This window comes from Streptomyces sp. Act143 (assembly GCF_003143935.1).
Lineage (GTDB): Bacteria > Actinomycetota > Actinomycetes > Streptomycetales > Streptomycetaceae > Streptomyces.
This window is the reverse complement of sequence record NZ_QFRX01000001.1, coordinates 8,044,813-8,060,882: the sequence shown is the minus strand read 5'-3', so window position 1 is coordinate 8,060,882 and position 16,070 is coordinate 8,044,813. Positions and strand designations below refer to the sequence as shown.

Here is a 16,070-nt window from a genome sequence, read left to right as displayed (position 1 = left end):
GACGGCCCGTACCATCCTGCGATGACGACGATCTCGTACCCGCCCAAGCCCGTGCCCGGCGACCGTATAGCGGTCATCTCGCCCGGAGCGGGGCTGCCGGGGCTCTTCCCGCGCCCCTTCGAACTGGGCCTGGAGCGGTTGCGCGAGGTGTACGGCCTGGAACCCGTCGAGTACCCGACCACCCGGAGCATGGGCGCGACGCCGCAGGAGCGCGCCGCCGACGTCAACGCCGCCTTCGCCGATCCGGACATCAAGGTCGTCATGGCCTCGATCGGCGGTGACGACCAGATCACCGTACTGCCGTACCTTGACCGGGAGTTGATCCGGGCGAACCCGAAGCCGTTCTTCGGGATGAGCGACAACACGAACCTGCTGGCGTATCTCCGCAGCACCGGGATCGTCGGCTACCACGGCGCGACCGTGATGGTGCAGCTCGGCAGGCCCGTCGCCATGGACGCGCTGACCGCCGAGTCCCTGGGGGCGGCGCTGTTCACCTCGGGCGCGTACGAACTGCGGCCCGCGGAGCGCTGGAACGACGTCAACCGGGACTGGGCCGACCCGGCGACCTTCGCCGAGGAGCCGCAGACCCGGCCCGGCACGGGGTGGACCTGGGTGAACCCCGACCGCGTGACCGAGGGGCGCAGTTGGGGCGGCAACCTGGAGATCCTCTCCTGGCTGCTGATGGCCGACCGCGAGATACCGCGTGACGTTACTGAATTCGACGGCGGCGTGCTGTTCCTGGAGACCTCGGAGGAACTGCCGAGCGGCACGGAGGTCTTCCGCGTCCTGCGCAACATGGGTGAGCGCGGCCTGCTGCGGCGCTTCTCCGCGCTCCTGATGGGCCGCCCCAAGACCTGGTCCTTCGAGCGGCCCAACAGCCCCGAGGAGGCCGCCCGTTACGCCGCCGACCAGCGCGAGGCCGTGCTGCGCGCGATGCGCACGTACGCCCCCGACACCACGATCGTCTTCGACGTGGACCTCGGACACACCGACCCTCAACTCGTCATCCCCTACGGCGGACTCGTGCGCGTCGACGGTCCCGCACGGCGCATCACGGTCACGTACTGATCCGGAGGACATGCCTCCGCACGCCCCCGTAACCTGTGATCACCGCGGGTGGTTGACGCGGCATGCACGACGTACGCACCGTCAGGGCGCCCTCCATGCTGCGGCTCGCGGCCGCCTCCCTCGCCGGGACGGCCATCGAGTTCTACGACTTCTTCGCCTACGGGACCGCGGCGGCGCTGGTCCTGGGGCCGCTGTTCTTCCCGACCTTCTCACCGTTGGCCGGGACGCTGGCCGCGTTCGGCACGTTCGGGGTGGGGTTCGTCGCCCGGCCGCTGGGATCGGTGCTGTTCGGGCACATCGGGGACCGGCACGGGCGGCGGCCGGTCCTCGTCGCCTCGCTGCTGCTGACCGGCGGGGCCACGGTGGCGGTGGGGTGTGTGCCGACGTTCGACGCGATCGGGGTGGCCGCTCCGCTGCTGCTGCTCGTGCTGCGGTTCCTGCAGGGGCTGGGCCTCGGCGGGGAGTGGGGCGGGGCGGTGCTGCTGACGGCGGAGCACGCGCCGGCCGGGCGGCGCGGCCTGTGGTCGAGCTTCCCGCAGGTCGGGCCCGCGCTGGGCTTCCTGCTCGCCAACGGTGTGATGCTGGCGCTGTCGGCGACGCTGACCGAGGCGCAGTTCGCGTCGTGGGGGTGGCGGGTGCCGTTCTGGGCGGCGGGGGTACTGGCCGTGGCGGGGCTGTGGCTGCGGTCGTCGCTCGCGGAGAGTCCGTCCTTCCTCGAACTCGAGGACCACGCGCGCGTGCCGCTCGTCGAGGTCGTGCGCGACCACTGGCGGCTGGTCCTGCTGACGGCCGGCGGGCTCGCGGTCGGGTACGCCATCTTCTACGCCGTGACGACGTGGTCCCTCGCCTACGGCACCGAACGGCTCGGCGTGAGCCGTACGGTGATGCTGACCTGCATCATGGCCGCGGTCGTGGTCAAGGGCGCGCTCACCGCGCCGGCGGCGCTGCTGGGCGACCGGTACGGGCGGCGGCCGCTGTGTCTGACCGGGTGCGCTGCGGCGGCTCTGTGGATGTTCCCGATGGTCGCGCTGCTCGCGACCGGTGAACCGCTGCTGATGTTCCTGGGGTTCCTCGGCGCGCTGCTCGCCTTCATCACCATGTTCGCGGTGATCGCCGCCTACCTGCCGGAGCTGTACGAGCCGCGGGTGCGGTGCACCGGTGCCGCGGTCGGCTACAACCTCGGCGGGGTCCTCGGGGGCGCGCTCACACCGATCGTGGCGACGGCGCTGGCCGAGCAGGGCGGTCGCGTGCCGTGGGGGGTGGGGGCGTATCTGACGGGGATCGCGCTGCTCAGCCTGGGCTGCTTCGCGCTGCTCCCGGAGACGCGACCGGTGGCGGGCAGCGCCGCCGAGCCGGTCATGGATTGATCGCCAGCTCCAGATACGCCGCGAACAGCACCAGATGCACCCCGCCCTGGAGCGGCGTCGCCCGGCCGGGCACCACGGTCAGGGAACTGACGACCACGGTCAGGGCGAGCAGCACCATGTGGGTGGAGCCGAGGCCGAGGACGAGCGGGCCCGACAACCAGACAGAGGCCAGGGCGACGGCGGGGATGGTCAGGCCGATGCTGGCCATCGCCGAGCCGAGCGCGAGGTTGAGGCTGGTCTGCACGCGGTCGCGGCGGGCCGCGCGCAGCGCGGCGATGGTCTCGGGGAGCAGCACCAGCAGCGCGATGATCACGCCGACGACGGCGTGGTGCAGCCCGGCGGCCTCCACTCCGGACTCGATGGTGGGCGACACGCCCTTCGCCAGGCCCACGACCCCGACCAGGGCGAGGCCCAGCAGGCCCAGGCTGATCAGGGCGGTGCGGGCGGAGGGCGCGTCGGCATGGTCGTCGGCGGTGACGACCTCGCCCTGGCGGGTGATGGGAAGGAAGTAGTCCCGGTGCCGCACGGTCTGGGTCGCGACGAACAGGCCGTACAGGACGAGCGAGGACAGCGCGGCGAAGGTGAGCTGGACGCCGGAGAACTCCGGGCCCGGCTTGCTCGTCGTGAAGGTCGGCAGCACCAGGCTGAGGGTGGCCAGGGTGGCGACGGTCGCGAGGGCGGCGCCGGTGCCTTCGGGGTTGAAGACGGCGAGGCCGTGCCGCAGGGAGGCCACCAGCAGGCAGATGCCGACGATGCCGTTGCAGGTGATCATCACGGCCGCGAAGACCGTGTCGCGGGCGAGGGTCGAGCCCTTGTCGCCGCCGTCGGCCATGAGGGTGACGATCAGCGCGACCTCGATGATGGTGACGGCGACGGCGAGGACGAGCGAGCCGAAGGGTTCGCCGACCCGGTGGGCGACGACCTCCGCGTGGTGCACGGCGGCCAGGACCGCTCCCGCGAGCACCAGGGTCACCAGGGCGACGACCGCGCCCGGCAGGTCGCGCCCCCAGGTGAACACCAGGAGCACGACCGCCAGTACCGGCACGAGGAACGTCCACCGGGTCGTGAGCGACCTGAGCCGAGCGATCATGATGCGATCGTCGCAGAGGCGAAGGGGCCACGCACCCCGGCGGCACGGGCCCCGGCAGGTCCTACCTGAAGTCGGTGACGTCCACGGCGTCGCAGTCCATGAACGTCGGCGGCTTGGTGCAGATCGCCGCCATCTGCTCCGCGAACTTGGTCGTGTCCGGATGCTCGCTGTTGCGCATGGCCTCGTCGTACGAGTCGAACTCGATCACGACGCGGTAGTGGTTGGGCTGGTTGCGGTCCCTCAGGACGAGGCGGCGCGTGGGACCTTCGCTGCGGCCGGCAGCACTCTCCTCCGCCTGTTGGGCCAGCTCCCGCATCTCGTCGATGCGGTCGGTCTCGAAATCGATGATCTGCACGAACTTCATCGGTGCGTCCACGGTGCCTCCGCCCGGCTGTGGCGTCTCCGGTACGGAGACGCTCCGCCCTCAACGGAAGCACCGGGAGCGAGGGGCGGCAATCGGTCATACGGCACTCCCGGTGCTGGTTGTTCCTACGTCCGACGTGGTCAGGCGTCGATGCTGTCCTTCGGAGCGCCATCGATCGGCTTCTGCGCCGCCTCGGCCGCCGCCTGCTTCTTCGAGGCGCGGAGGCTGGTGATCGTGGTGACGATCAGGACCGAGCAGATCACGCCGAGGGAGACCGGGATGCTGATCTCGGGGACATGGACACCGGACTCGTGCAGGGCGTGCAGCACCAGCTTGACGCCGATGAAGCCGAGGATGATCGACAGGCCGTAGCTGAGGTGGACCAGCTTCTTCAGCAGGCCGCCGATGAGGAAGTACAGCTGGCGCAGACCCATCAGCGCGAACGCGTTGGCGGTGAAGACGATGTACGGGTCCTGGGTCAGGCCGAAGATCGCGGGGATGGAGTCGAGGGCGAAGAGCACGTCGGTGGTGCCGATCGCGAGCATCACGACCAGCATCGGGGTCATGACCCGCTTGCCGTTCTGCTCGATCCAGAGCTTGGTGCCGTGGTAGCGGTCGGCCACACCGAAGCGGCGCTCGGCGGCCTTGAGCAGCTTGTTCTCCTCGAACTCCTCGTCCTCCTCGTCGGCCCGGGCCTCCTGGATGAGCTTCCAGGCGGTCCAGATCAGGAAGGCGCCGAAGAGGTAGAACACCCAGGCGAAGCTGGCGAGGATGGCCGCGCCCGCAGCGATGAAGATCGCGCGGAGCACCAGGGCTATGAGGACACCGATCAGGAGCACGCGCTGCTGGTACTGCGAGGGCACCGCGAACTTCGCCATGATCAGGACGAAGACGAAGAGGTTGTCGACGCTCAGCGACTTCTCGGTGATGAAGCCCGCGAAGAACTCCCCGCCGGCCTGGCCCCCGCCGAATATCAGCAGGCCGAGGCCGAAGAGACCGGCCAGGGCGATCCAGACGACCGTCCAGATCCCGGCTTCCTTGATGGACACGTCGTGCGGCTTGCGGCCGATGAAGAAGTCGACCGAGATGAGGGCGGCGAGGCCCACGATGGTCAGGACCCACAGGGTCACGGAAACATCCACTGATCCTCCGGCATTACGTAACGGCAAATAACCAGCGTCGTCGCGCTGCCGGAGGTCTCTTCCACCCAAGGTGGGCCGACGCCCCGGGAGCAGATCCATGGGGATCTGTTCCGTATTGACGGGTACGCCGCAGTCGACAGGGAGTACTCCCCTCCGTGAGGAAAACGGTACCCCAATCACCAAGGGAAGGTAAAGCGATTGGCAAAAGAAAGGTCAAAGAGCCTGGTCAAGGCGCCTTTACGTGTACTTGGTGCGGGCTGCCGCCACCAGGTTCAGCACCTGCTGGAGCACCTGGCTGCCCGGCGGCACGAGCGAAGGCTCGTACGTCCAGGCATGACCCACCCACGGGTCGGCGAGATGGTCGTCGGGCACCGGGCTCAGTCGCAGCAGCGAACGCCACAGCGGGTCGAGCAACGGACCGTACGCGGCGGCCTCCTCGCGGTCCGCGACCATCATCAGATGGACGCCGACCGCCGGGCCCTCGTCGGCGAGGTAGCGCAGCTGGGTCACGGCGCGGTCGTCGAAGCCGTGCGGGAAGTCGTTGACGATCAGCAGCTGCTCGGAGGTGTCGAAGCCCGGCGGGAGCGAGTCGGGCGCGCCTCCACGCACCGCCATCTGCACCAGGTCGACGCGCTGGGTGAGCCGGGCCAGGACGTCCGCGACGCCCGCAGCGCCGAGCGCGGGCGGGCCGGCCAGCACCCCGGTCTGCACCAGCGGGACGAGCGCCTGCCCTCCCGAGCCGGCCGGGTCGATGACGTGCACGCCGAACTCGCCCGCCGGATAGACGGCGAGCAGCCGGGCCGCGTGGGCCACCGCCGTCTCCATCGCCAGCCGCTTGAGTTCGTGGGAGTCGGTGAAGGAACCGTCGAGCGAGTCGGCCCGCCCGCTGTCGATCCACAGGCCGCGCTCCAGCGGCAGCCTGACCAGCATGGGGATGCGCAGTTGCGGGGCCTCGGGAAGATGCAGGTCGCCCAGGCGCAGCGCCATGGGGATCTCCATCGGTACGCGGTAGCCGTGCCAGACGGGGTTGTCCCAGCGGGCGTAGGCCGCGGGCAGCGCGGGCTCGACGACGTCGGCCTCGGCGGTGAGCTGGGCGAGGTCGCGGTCCAGGGCCGTACGGGCCTGGTCGACCAGCTGGGCGTGCTTGGCCTGGGCCGCCTCGCGCGCGGCGTCGCCCTGGCCGCCGATCCGGCTGCGCGGGTCGGACAGGGCCTGGTCCAGCTCCTTCTCCATGCGCGAGTCGGCGAAGTCGACCGCACTGCGGTACGCGGCCATGGTGCGGGCCAGGTCCTCGAACATGCCCCACACCTGGTTGTAGAGCCGCTCCTCCATGGACCACCCGGTCGCGTCCCCCGCGACGGGCTGCGCGGGTTGTCCGGGCTGGGCGGGGGGCGCGGTCGGCGGGGGCGGCGGCGGGGCTGTGGTCTGGCGGCGCGGGTGGCTGTAGTCGACGGGACTGCCCGTGGCGGGGCCCGGCTGAGCGTCGGCGGACGGGGCCGCGGCGCCCTGCGGGTGACCGGCACCGGTGGCCGGGGGGTCGTAGGGCGAGGCGGGCGGCCGGCCGGTGTTGCCGGAGGGCTGGACGTACGGGGAGGCGGGCTGTCCCGGTGTGCCCGGCGCCTGGGTGCCGTACGGCGACGCGGGCGGCTGCGGCGGTACGGGGCCGGTGGCGCCCTGGGCCGCCTGGCCGCCCTGGTCGGAGCCGAGCGCCGGTGCGGCCGCGTGCCGGGTGCGGTCGCCGTCGGTCGTGCGGGGGGCCTGGACCGAGCGGGCGAGGCCCTGGGCGACGGCTTCGTTGATGCCGCTCGCCAGGTGCTGGGCCTCGGGCATGCCCTGGTCGGCGAGGAGGTCGGCGAGGCCGCCCGCGTATCCCTGGCCGACGGCGCGGACCTTCCAGGCGCCCTGGCGGCGGTAGAGCTCCAGGGCGACGACGGCGGACTCGGCCTCAAGGCCGGTGATGGTGTAGCTGGCGATCTCGGAGCCGTCGAGGCCGGTGACCGCGACGAAGGGGGCGGCGAGGCCGCCGAACCTGACGGGACCACCGACCCCGGTGGGCAGAGCGAGCAGCACGCTGACCCGGTGCACGGCCTCCGGCACGGCGCCGAGGTCCACCGCGAGACGGTGGTCGGCGGCGGCCTGCCGGGAGACCTCCAGGCCCGGCAGGGTGGGGGCGCCCGGGTGGGCGACCCACTCCACTCCATGGACCTTGCCGTGCTCGTCGCTGAGCGTCGCGCCGGCCACGACCGGCTGGCCGGCCGAGACCCGGATCTCTAGGCGGGCCTGGGAGAGCGGGTGGTTCTGCCCCCGCACCAGCTCGGCCGTCATGCCTTCGTCCCCCTGTGTCGCTTTCGGTGTCGGGTGCCGCCAGGGCCCGTCCGGCGGATCATGCCGGGGACACGGGCCCTGGCCGGGCGGCCTACAGGTGCGGCAGGATCGCCGGCATCAGGTCCTGGAAGGTGCGGCCGTTGGCCGGGGTGCCGAGGGCCGTCATCGTCCAGCCCGGGCCGTTGCGGTGCACCTTCGCCATGATCTGGGCCGTGTAGGCGCCGCCGCCCGCGAGCGTGTAGCGGGCCAGCTCCTGGCCGTTGGTCTCGTCGACCAGACGGCAGAACGCGTTCTGCACTTCCTGGAAGGTCTGGCCCGTGAAGGAGTTCACGGTGAAGACGATCTGGTCGATGTGGACCGGGACGCGCGACAGGTCGACGAGGATCGCCTCGTCGTCGCCGCCCTGGCCGACACCGCCGACGAGGTTGTCGCCGGTGTGGCGCACCGAGCCGTCGTCGCTCACCAAGTGGCGGAAGAAGACGACGTCGACCGGCTGCTTGTCCGCAAACAGGACGGCGGAGGCGTCCAGGTCGATCTCGCGGGTGCGCGAGCCGAACAGGCCGCGACGGGGGGCCGCCTGCCAGCCGAGACCCATGCGCACCGCGGTCAGGCTGCCGCCGTCGTTCTTCTGCAGACTGATGGCCTGACCCTTGGTCATGTTGACGGTCACGCGCTGATTCCCCTCTCGAGCTGTCCCCTGTTGCCGCGGAGTCCGCGGTTGACCAGAACCCTATGCGGGGGCACTGACAATGCCGCTACCCGGGTCCGTACTTTGTGTCGGTCTTGCAACACTGCGCGTTCACGGACCGATGGGGGCCCTCCGGGGCTTGTCCGAGGTTTCGCAGGGGCGTGGCCGGGCGCGGCCGAGGTCTGCTCGGGACAAGGCCGGAGTATGCGGGCGGGCGCCGGTCCCGGGACGGGGACCGGCGCCCGCGGCTGTCCGTCAGGCCAGGCCGGCCTCCTGCATCTGGCGCAGTTCCTTCTTCATCTCGGAGACCTCGTCGCGCAGCCGGGCCGCGATCTCGAACTGAAGGTCCGCCGCGGCGGCCCGCATCCGCGCGGTCATCTCCTCGATCTGCCCGGCCAGCTCGGCCGCGGGCCGGTCGGTCGGGACGGTCTCCTTGGCCCTGCCCTTGGCACCCTTGCCGCCCGTCGCCTTGCCGCCGAGGGCGGGCACGGGGGCCTTGGCGCCCTTGCCGTCCTTCTGCTTGCGGTAACCGGAGCCGAGCAGCTGCTCGGTGTCGACGTCCTCGCGGGCGATCTGGGCCACGATGTCGTTGATCTTCTTGCGCAGCGGCTGCGGGTCGATGCCGCGTGCCGTGTTGTACGCAACCTGCTTCTCCCGGCGCCGGTTGGTCTCGTCGATGGCCTTCTCCATCGCCGGGGTGATCTTGTCGGCGTACATGTGGACCTGGCCGGAGACATTGCGCGCCGCGCGGCCGATCGTCTGGATCAGGGACGTGCCGGAGCGCAGGAAGCCCTCCTTGTCGGCGTCGAGGATCGCCACCAGGGACACCTCGGGCAGGTCGAGGCCCTCGCGGAGGAGGTTGATGCCGACCAGGACGTCGAACTCGCCGGAGCGCAGCTCGCGCAGCAGTTCGACGCGGCGCAGGGTGTCGACGTCACTGTGCAGGTAGCGGACCTGGATGCCGAGTTCCAGGAAGTAGTCCGTGAGATCCTCGGCCATCTTCTTGGTGAGCGTGGTGACCAGGACGCGCTCGTCCTTCTCGGTGCGCTTGCGGATCTCGTGCACCAGGTCGTCGATCTGGCCCTCGGTGGGCTTGACCACGACCTCGGGGTCGACGAGGCCCGTCGGCCGGATGATCTGCTCGACGACGCCGTCCGCGCGGGAGAGCTCGTAGTTGCCCGGGGTGGCCGACAGGTAGACGGTCTGCCCGATGCGCTCCTGGAACTCCTCCCACTTCAGCGGGCGGTTGTCGAGGGCGGAGGGCAGCCGGAAGCCGTGGTCGACGAGGGTGCGCTTGCGGGAGGCGTCGCCCTCGTACATGGCGCCGATCTGCGGGACCGTGACATGGGACTCGTCGATGACCAGCAGGAAGTCGTCCGGGAAGTAGTCCAGCAGGGTGTTGGGCGGGGAGCCGGGCTCGCGGCCGTCGAAGTGCATCGAGTAGTTCTCGACACCGGAGCAGGAGCCGATCTGGCGGAGCATCTCCAGGTCGTACGTGGTGCGCATGCGCAGCCGCTGGGCCTCCAGGAGCTTGCCCTGCTTCTCCAGCTCGGTGAGGCGCTCCCCCAGCTCCTTCTCGATGTCGTTGACGGCCCGCTCCATGCGCTCGGGGCCGGCGACGTAGTGGGAGGCGGGGAAGACGTACAGCTGCCGGTCGTCGCTGATGATCTCGCCGGTGAGCGGGTGCAGCGTGGACAGGGCCTCGATCTCGTCGCCGAACATCTCGATGCGGACGGCGAGCTCCTCGTAGACCGGGAAGATCTCGATGGTGTCGCCGCGGACCCGGAAGGTGCCACGGGTGAAGGCCAGGTCGTTGCGCGTGTACTGAATGTCCACGAAGCGGCGCAGCAGCTCGTCACGGTCGATCTCGTCGCCGACCCTGAGGGGGACCATCCGGTCCACGTACTCCTGCGGGGTACCGAGGCCGTAGATGCAGGAGACGGAGGCGACCACGACGACGTCACGGCGGGTGAGCAGCGAGTTGGTCGCGGAGTGCCGCAGTCGCTCGACCTCCTCGTTGATCGAGGAGTCCTTCTCGATGTAGGTGTCCGACTGCGGGACGTAGGCCTCGGGCTGGTAGTAGTCGTAGTACGAGACGAAGTACTCGACCGCGTTGTTCGGCAGCAGCTCCCGGAACTCGTTGGCCAGCTGGGCGGCCAGGGTCTTGTTCGGGGCCATCACCAGGGTGGGCCGCTGGAGCTTCTCGATCATCCACGCGGTGGTGGCGGACTTGCCGGTGCCGGTCGCGCCGAGGAGGACGACGTCCTTCTCACCGGCCTCGATGCGCTTGGCCAGGTCGGCGATGGCCGCCGGCTGGTCACCGCTGGGCTGGTAGGGGCTGACGACCTCGAAGGGCGCCACCGTGCGTTCGATGTGGGAAACGGGCCGCATGGAACCACCGTACGACCCCCCACTGACAACGCGGTCCGATCAGCGGTTCTGCGGGGTGCGGGAGCCGCGGTGGCCGACGCTGCGGCGGGTGCGGACGGCCGGGCGGCGGGCGGTGTGCGAGGCATCGGTATGGGCCGGGATACCTGGCTTGTTCTCGACGGGCGTCCAGTCGGGTTTGCCCATGACCATCAGCGGGTCGAACATCACGACGACGCCGGCGATCAGGAGGAAGGCAAGGGGGCCGACCAGCATGGGCGCCAGCAGCTCCGCGGGCGAGTCGCCCGAGGACGGGGCGGCGGAGCCGCCGTGCAGATGGACCCTGAGGGCGGCCATGCCCGTGTAGTGCATGCCGCTGACGGCGAGCCCCATGACGAGGCTCGCGCCCACGCTCCACATCAGGCCTCTGACCTGGCCGGCCGCCCATAGCGCGGCGGTGGCGGCGACCATGGCTATGACGACGGAGGCGGAGACGGTGAACGTGTTGTACTCCAGATTTCCGTTGAGCCGCATCCCCGCCATGCCCAGGTAATGCATCGAGGCGACGCCGAGTCCGGTGATGGTGCCCCCGGTGAACAGGGCCGTTCCGCTCGCGCCCTTGTAGCCGACGATGAAGATCCCGATACCCACCATGACGATCGCGACGCCCAGGCTCGCGAACGTCAACGGTTTGTCGTAATGGATCGGGGCCTCCTTGACGGTGAACCCCATCATGGCGACGAAATGCATGGTCCATATGCCCGAGCCGATCGCGGCGGCGCCGAGGGCGAGCCAGCCCGGGCGCCACGAGTTCGACACCAGCATGGATCTGGTGGTGCAGCGCAGGCCGAGGGCGCCCCCCAGGCAGGCCATGAGGTAGGCCACCAGCGGTGTGACGAGTCCGTAACTGAATCCGTCGACCGTGCCTTGCATGCGCGGCTACCCTTCCGCCTTCTTGCGTCCCGGAATGTGCTGAAATACGCCCCCTCCCAGGACCGCTGGAGCGGTCAGGGTTGAGGCGAAGAGTATGACCCCCACCGGAATGGTCGAACGATTTTCCGGCAAAGAAACACGCCCTTGCCACGCCGTTGCCGCAGTTGTGCGGCACCGGTGAGCGGAGTTGGGCAACTCCATTCAGTCTGTGGCCATTCTGTACTCCCCTCCTGTTGACCCTCTGCTGTCACAGTGGAGCTGTCCGTGCACGCTCGACGCAAGGAGTACGCATGCACGCGCGCGCAGTTGCCGCCACGACCACCGCGCTCCTGGGGGCCGCCACCCTCCTGCTCCCCTCCTCCGACGTCCGGGCCGCCGAGGACGGCGAACGGCCCACGGTCATCGCGCACCGGGGCGCCTCCGCCTACGCGCCCGAGAACACTCTGGCCGCCGTCGACACCGCGGCCCGGATGGGCATCCGCTGGGTCGAGAACGACGTCCAGCGCACCAAGGACGGCGAGCTCGTCGTCATCCACGACGACAGCCTCCGGCGCACCACCGACGTCGAGGAGGTCTTCCCCGGCCGGTCCCCGTGGAAGGTGAAGGATTTCACCGCCGCCGAGATCGCGCGCCTCGACGCGGGAAGCTGGTTCGGCCCGTCCTACGCGGGCGCGCGCGTGCCGACCCTGGAGCAGTACGTGCACCGGGTCGACCGCAACCGCCAGAAGCTGCTCCTGGAGATCAAGAACCCCGCCCTCTATCCGGGCATCGAGCAGCAGACCCTGAAGGTCCTCGCCAACGAGGGCTGGCTCGACCGGCGGCACCGCGCGAGCCGACTGATCGTGCAGAGCTTCAGCGTGGACAGCGTGCGGACCGTCCACGAACTGAAGCCCGGCGTCAAGACCGGCATCCTCGGTACGCCGTCCGTGGCGGAGCTGTCCGCCTACGCGAGGTTCACCGACCAGATCAACCCCTCCCACAGCACCATCACCGCCGGGTACGTCGCCACCGTGCACGCTTTCGACGGGGCGCACGGCAAGCCGCTGGAGCTCTGCACCTGGACCGTCAACGACGCGGAGACGGCCCGCCGGGTCGCCGGGTACGGCGTCGACGGCGTCATCACCAACAAGCCGGACGTGGTGCGGGACGCGACCGGCGGGTCCTGAGCCGCCAGGACGGCGGGCGGGGCCGGCCCGCGGGTCGTTGTCAGTGGCGGGTCGTACGGTGGGCGCATGGACAGCCATGGGCAGAACGAGCAGCGGGTCGTTTGGGCCGTCGTCGACACCGGCATCGGCCCCCTGCTGCTGGCCGCGACCCGCGACGGCCTCGTCAATGTCGTGTTCCACGCGACCGACGCGGTGCGCGCCAACACGCTCGACCGGCTCGCCTCCCGGCTGGGCTGCGAACCCGTCGAAGAGCCCGGCTCACCGCTGCTGGCCGAGCCGATACGCCAGGTGAAGGCGTACTTCGCGGGTCAGCGGCGCGATTTCGAGCTGCCCTTGGACTGGTCGCTGATCTCCGGGTTCAACCGGCAGGTGCTGCGCGAGCTGGCGGCCGGGGTGCCGTACGGCAGCGTCGTGGGGTACGGCGATCTGGCCGGGCGGGTGGGCCAGCCGGGTGCGGCTCAGGCGGTCGGGGTGGCGATGGGCTCCAACCCGCTGCCGGTGGTCGTGCCCTGCCACCGGGTCGTGGAGAGCGACGGCGGGATCGGCGGGTTCGGGGGCGGGCTGGAGACCAAGCGGCAGCTGCTCGCCCTGGAGGGGGTGCTTCCCGAGCCGCTGTTCTGAGCGGCTGCTCAGAGGGGCGGTCCACCTCCTCGGTGGCATGCCGCTGACAGCGGTCGACCCGGTCCGCGCGCGACGGCTGGCCGGAAGGCCGCCGCGGTAGCAGACTCCGCCATGCGCACAGCCACTGGCATCCGAAGACATCGGAGCCGAAGGGACGGCGATCACGCATGAGCGGAAGCGGAAACAGGGCAGTCGCGTATCTCAAGCCGGGCGCGGTGGAGGTCAGGACCATCGACTACCCGACACTCGAACTGCAGGACGGGCCGGGCGTCGCACCCGAGAACGTCGGCCGGAAGTGCCGGCACGGTGTGATCCTCAAGGTGCTCGCCAGCAACATCTGCGGCAGCGACCAGCACATGGTGCGCGGGCGGACGACCGCACCCGAGGGGCTGGTCCTCGGACACGAGATCACCGGAGAGGTCGTCGAACGGGGGCCGGACGTCGAGACGATCGACGTGGGCGACATCGTCTCCGTACCGTTCAACATCGCCTGCGGGCGGTGCCGCAACTGCAAGGAACGCGCCACCGGCATCTGTCTGAACGTCAACCCGGCCCGGCCCGGGGCGGCCTACGGATATGTCGACATGGGCGGCTGGGTCGGCGGTCAGGCCGAGTACGCCATGGTGCCGTACGCGGACTTCAACCTGCTCAAGTTCCCGGACCGGGACCAGGCCCGCGCGAAGCTGCTCGATCTGACCATGCTGTCGGACATCTTCCCGACCGGTTTCCACGGCGTGGTGAGTTCGGGCGCCGGGGTGGGTTCGACGGTGTACGTCGCCGGGGCGGGGCCGGTCGGACTGGCGGCGGCCGCGTCCGCGCAGCTGCTGGGCGCCGCGGTCGTCATCGTCGGCGACCTCAACGCCGAGCGGCTCGCCCAGGCACGCAGCTTCGGGTGCGAGACCGTCGACGTCTCGAGCGGCAGCGTGGACGAGCAGATCGCGCAGATCGTCGGCGAGCCCGAGGTGGACGCCGCGGTCGACGCGGTCGGCTTCGAGGCCCGGGCCCACGGCCCGGAGGCGCAGGAGGCGCCCGCCACGGTCCTCAACTCGCTGATGGGCCTCACCCGCGCGGGCGGCGCCCTCGGCATCCCCGGCCTGTACGTCACGGACGATCCCGGCGGGGTCGACGAGGACGCCAAGGCCGGGACGCTGAAGGTACGGCTGGGGCTCGGCTGGGCCAAGAGCCACCGGTTCACCACCGGTCAGTGCCCGGTGATGAAGTACCACCGGGGCCTGATGATGGCGATCCTGCACGAGCGCGTGCACATCGCCAAGGCGGTCAACGCGACCGTCATCGGCATCGAGGACGCACCGCGCGGCTACGCCGAGTTCGACCAGGGCGCCAGCCGCAAGTACGTGCTCGACCCGCACGGGGCGCTCAAGGGCGTACGGCCGGTCTGACGCGCCCGAAGGGGGTCCACGCGTGCGCGGGCCCCCTCGCGCGCGGGTCAGTCGTAGTGCCGTACCTCGAAGATGTTCTGGTCCGGATCGCGGAAGTAGAAGCTGCGCGGGGCCGTGCCGCGGGCGCCGTAGGAGTCGTGGTGGATCTCCGAGACCGGCACCGCGCGTTCCTCCAGGCGGGTGCGGAGCGCGTCGAAGTCGTCGCCCGGCAGGGCCAGGCAGATGTGGTTGACCGGGTGGCCCGCGCTGTCGGCGGCGCCGGGGAGCATCGTCGCGTGGCTCGCTCCGGCCGTCGGCGCGAGGTCGAAGATGGTCTCGTCGTTGAGCCGCACGGAAGGGAAGGGCGCGGTACCGGCGGCGAAGTCGGCGACCCTCAGGGGCTGCATGCCGACCGCTTTCTCGTAGAAGTCGGCCGACGCCACCGGGTCCCGCACCCAGAGGACGACATGGTCGAGACGTGTCGAGTTGTCCGTCATGCACCCCAGGCTGGTGTCGCCTCCGCCGCCCCGCAAGGGTTTGGCCGGGCGTGCCGCCCGCCAGAGATGAGGGAAGGACGATCGACAGGAGGCAGGCGCGTGGTGCTGGTGGTTTCCGAAGAAGTGCGCGAGGCGATTGACGCGCGTCGACCCGTGGTGGCCCTGGAGTCGACGATCATCGCGCACGGGTTGCCGCGACCGCGCAACCTCCAGGTGGCGCTGGAGCTGGAGGACGTCGTACGGCAGGAGGGCGCCGTTCCCGCGACGATCGCGGTGCTGGACGGGCGGCCTCATGTCGGCCTGGACAAGCAGCAGTTGGAGCGGGTCGCCAACGAGGACGGGATGCGCAAGCTGGGGCATCGCGATCTGCCGCTCGCGGTGGCTGCCGGGGCCAGCGGGGCGACCACGGTGTCGGCGACCGCGCTGCTCGCGGCGCTGGCGGGCGTCCGGGTGTTCGCGACGGGCGGGCTCGGCGGGGTGCACCGGGAGTGGACGGTGACGCAGGACGAGTCGGCCGACCTCGGGCTGCTGGCGCGTACGCGGATCACGGTGGTGTGCGCGGGCGTGAAGTCGATCCTGGACGTGCCGGCGACGCTGCAGCGGCTGGAGACACTGGGCGTGGCGGTGGCCGGGTACGGGACGGGTCACTTCCCCGGCTTCTATCTGTCCGACTCGGGCCACCCGGTGGACTGGACGCTGAACACCCCGGAGCAGGTGGCCGAGGTGATGCGAGCTCAGGACGCCGTGGGCGGAACCGAGTCGGCGCTGATCGTCGCCCATCCCGTCCCCGAGTCGGAGCAGTTGGATCCCGAGCTGCACGCGCGCGTACTGGCCGACGCGCTGCACGCGTGCGAGGAGCAGGGCGTCACGGGCCAGGGGGTCACGCCGTTCCTGCTCGACTACCTGGTACGGCACACCGACGGCGCCTCGCTGAGCGCGAATCTGGCGGCGGTGCGCGGCAATGTGCGGTTGGCGGGACGGATCGCGGCGGCCTGGGCCGGGGTGTAGCGGTGCGCGGCGAGGGGGTCGGGGGCGGGACGGCATCCACCGGTGGTTCGCAGGG

Annotated in this window: 14 protein-coding genes; 6 read left to right on the top strand and 8 right to left on the bottom strand. The window is 70.7% G+C overall.

What is annotated here, in order from left to right:
* Positions 1 to 21: 21 nt before the first annotated feature.
* Both DI272_RS36795 and DI272_RS36790 read left to right on the top strand, forming a co-directional pair.
* Complete coding sequence (locus tag DI272_RS36795; RefSeq protein WP_109499500.1) at positions 22 to 1,068, top strand: S66 peptidase family protein; 1,047 nt, start codon at positions 22 to 24, stop codon at positions 1,066 to 1,068.
* Between the two features lie 62 nt (positions 1,069 to 1,130).
* Positions 1,131 to 2,435 (top strand): MFS transporter, encoded by a 1,305-nt coding sequence (locus DI272_RS36790; RefSeq protein WP_181387436.1) that lies wholly within the window; start codon positions 1,131 to 1,133, stop codon positions 2,433 to 2,435.
* Here the strand turns inward: DI272_RS36790 and DI272_RS36785 are convergent.
* The 7 genes from DI272_RS36785 to DI272_RS36755 all read right to left on the bottom strand — a co-directional run bounded on the left by DI272_RS36785 (position 2,425) and on the right by DI272_RS36755 (position 11,344).
* On the bottom strand, positions 2,425 to 3,525 hold the full coding sequence (locus tag DI272_RS36785) for a calcium:proton antiporter (RefSeq protein WP_109499499.1): 1,101 nt from the start codon (positions 3,523 to 3,525) through the stop codon (positions 2,425 to 2,427). The two genes, DI272_RS36790 and DI272_RS36785, sit on opposite strands and share 11 nt — an antisense overlap.
* 61 nt (positions 3,526 to 3,586) lie before the next feature.
* Positions 3,587 to 3,901, bottom strand: coding sequence for a hypothetical protein (locus DI272_RS36780; protein ID WP_375138088.1), 315 nt, complete (start codon positions 3,899 to 3,901; stop codon positions 3,587 to 3,589).
* 128 nt (positions 3,902 to 4,029) lie between these two features.
* Positions 4,030 to 5,031 carry a TerC/Alx family metal homeostasis membrane protein gene (locus DI272_RS36775; protein ID WP_109499497.1) on the bottom strand — a complete coding sequence of 334 codons (1,002 nt, stop codon included), beginning with the start codon at positions 5,029 to 5,031 and terminating at the stop codon, positions 4,030 to 4,032.
* Between the two features lie 237 nt (positions 5,032 to 5,268).
* Entirely contained in the window at positions 5,269 to 7,356 is a 2,088-nt protein-coding gene (locus tag DI272_RS36770) for a TerD family protein (protein ID WP_109499496.1), read from the bottom strand.
* Between the two features lie 91 nt (positions 7,357 to 7,447).
* Entirely contained in the window at positions 7,448 to 8,026 is a 579-nt protein-coding gene (locus tag DI272_RS36765) for a TerD family protein (RefSeq protein ID WP_109499495.1), read from the bottom strand.
* A 273-nt stretch (positions 8,027 to 8,299) separates the two neighbouring features.
* The gene (gene uvrB / locus DI272_RS36760; RefSeq protein ID WP_109499494.1) at positions 8,300 to 10,435 is read right to left on the bottom strand and encodes an excinuclease ABC subunit UvrB; all 2,136 of its coding nucleotides are present in this window, start codon (positions 10,433 to 10,435) and stop codon (positions 8,300 to 8,302) included.
* A 39-nt stretch (positions 10,436 to 10,474) separates the two neighbouring features.
* Entirely contained in the window at positions 10,475 to 11,344 is an 870-nt protein-coding gene (locus DI272_RS36755; RefSeq protein WP_109499493.1) for an MHYT domain-containing protein, read from the bottom strand.
* 290 nt (positions 11,345 to 11,634) lie between these two features.
* Here DI272_RS36755 and DI272_RS36750 point away from each other — a divergent pair, with 290 nt between their 5' ends.
* From DI272_RS36750 to fdhA, 3 genes are all read left to right on the top strand, one after another.
* The gene (locus DI272_RS36750; RefSeq protein WP_109499492.1) at positions 11,635 to 12,510 is read left to right on the top strand and encodes a glycerophosphodiester phosphodiesterase family protein; all 876 of its coding nucleotides are present in this window, start codon (positions 11,635 to 11,637) and stop codon (positions 12,508 to 12,510) included.
* 66 nt (positions 12,511 to 12,576) lie between these two features.
* A complete protein-coding gene (locus DI272_RS36745) occupies positions 12,577 to 13,131 on the top strand; it encodes a methylated-DNA--[protein]-cysteine S-methyltransferase (RefSeq protein ID WP_109499491.1) in 555 nt (184 codons plus the stop codon).
* A gap of 167 nt (positions 13,132 to 13,298) precedes the next feature.
* On the top strand, positions 13,299 to 14,531 hold the full coding sequence (gene fdhA / locus DI272_RS36740) for a formaldehyde dehydrogenase, glutathione-independent (protein ID WP_109499490.1): 1,233 nt from the start codon (positions 13,299 to 13,301) through the stop codon (positions 14,529 to 14,531).
* A gap of 47 nt (positions 14,532 to 14,578) precedes the next feature.
* On the opposite strand, the gene DI272_RS36735 is transcribed toward fdhA, so the two are convergent.
* Complete coding sequence (locus DI272_RS36735) at positions 14,579 to 15,007, bottom strand: VOC family protein (protein WP_109499489.1); 429 nt, start codon at positions 15,005 to 15,007, stop codon at positions 14,579 to 14,581.
* Between the two features lie 102 nt (positions 15,008 to 15,109).
* Here DI272_RS36735 and DI272_RS36730 point away from each other — a divergent pair, with 102 nt between their 5' ends.
* Positions 15,110 to 16,015, top strand: coding sequence for a pseudouridine-5'-phosphate glycosidase (locus DI272_RS36730; protein WP_109501241.1), 906 nt, complete (start codon positions 15,110 to 15,112; stop codon positions 16,013 to 16,015).
* Positions 16,016 to 16,070 lie beyond the last annotated feature (55 nt).

Coding starts and splice junctions, on each gene's coding strand:
- uvrB (WP_109499494.1), bottom strand. CDS start 10,435: ATGCGGCCCGTTTCCCACATCGAACGCACGGTGGCGCCCTTCGAGGTC.
- DI272_RS36795 (WP_109499500.1), top strand. CDS start 22: ATGACGACGATCTCGTACCCGCCCAAGCCCGTGCCCGGCGACCGTATA.
- fdhA (WP_109499490.1), top strand. CDS start 13,299: ATGAGCGGAAGCGGAAACAGGGCAGTCGCGTATCTCAAGCCGGGCGCG.
- DI272_RS36745 (WP_109499491.1), top strand. CDS start 12,577: ATGGACAGCCATGGGCAGAACGAGCAGCGGGTCGTTTGGGCCGTCGTC.
- DI272_RS36750 (WP_109499492.1), top strand. CDS start 11,635: ATGCACGCGCGCGCAGTTGCCGCCACGACCACCGCGCTCCTGGGGGCC.
- DI272_RS36785 (WP_109499499.1), bottom strand. CDS start 3,525: ATGATCGCTCGGCTCAGGTCGCTCACGACCCGGTGGACGTTCCTCGTG.
- DI272_RS36790 (WP_181387436.1), top strand. CDS start 1,131: ATGCACGACGTACGCACCGTCAGGGCGCCCTCCATGCTGCGGCTCGCG.
- DI272_RS36735 (WP_109499489.1), bottom strand. CDS start 15,007: ATGACGGACAACTCGACACGTCTCGACCATGTCGTCCTCTGGGTGCGG.
- DI272_RS36770 (WP_109499496.1), bottom strand. CDS start 7,356: ATGACGGCCGAGCTGGTGCGGGGGCAGAACCACCCGCTCTCCCAGGCC.
- DI272_RS36755 (WP_109499493.1), bottom strand. CDS start 11,344: ATGCAAGGCACGGTCGACGGATTCAGTTACGGACTCGTCACACCGCTG.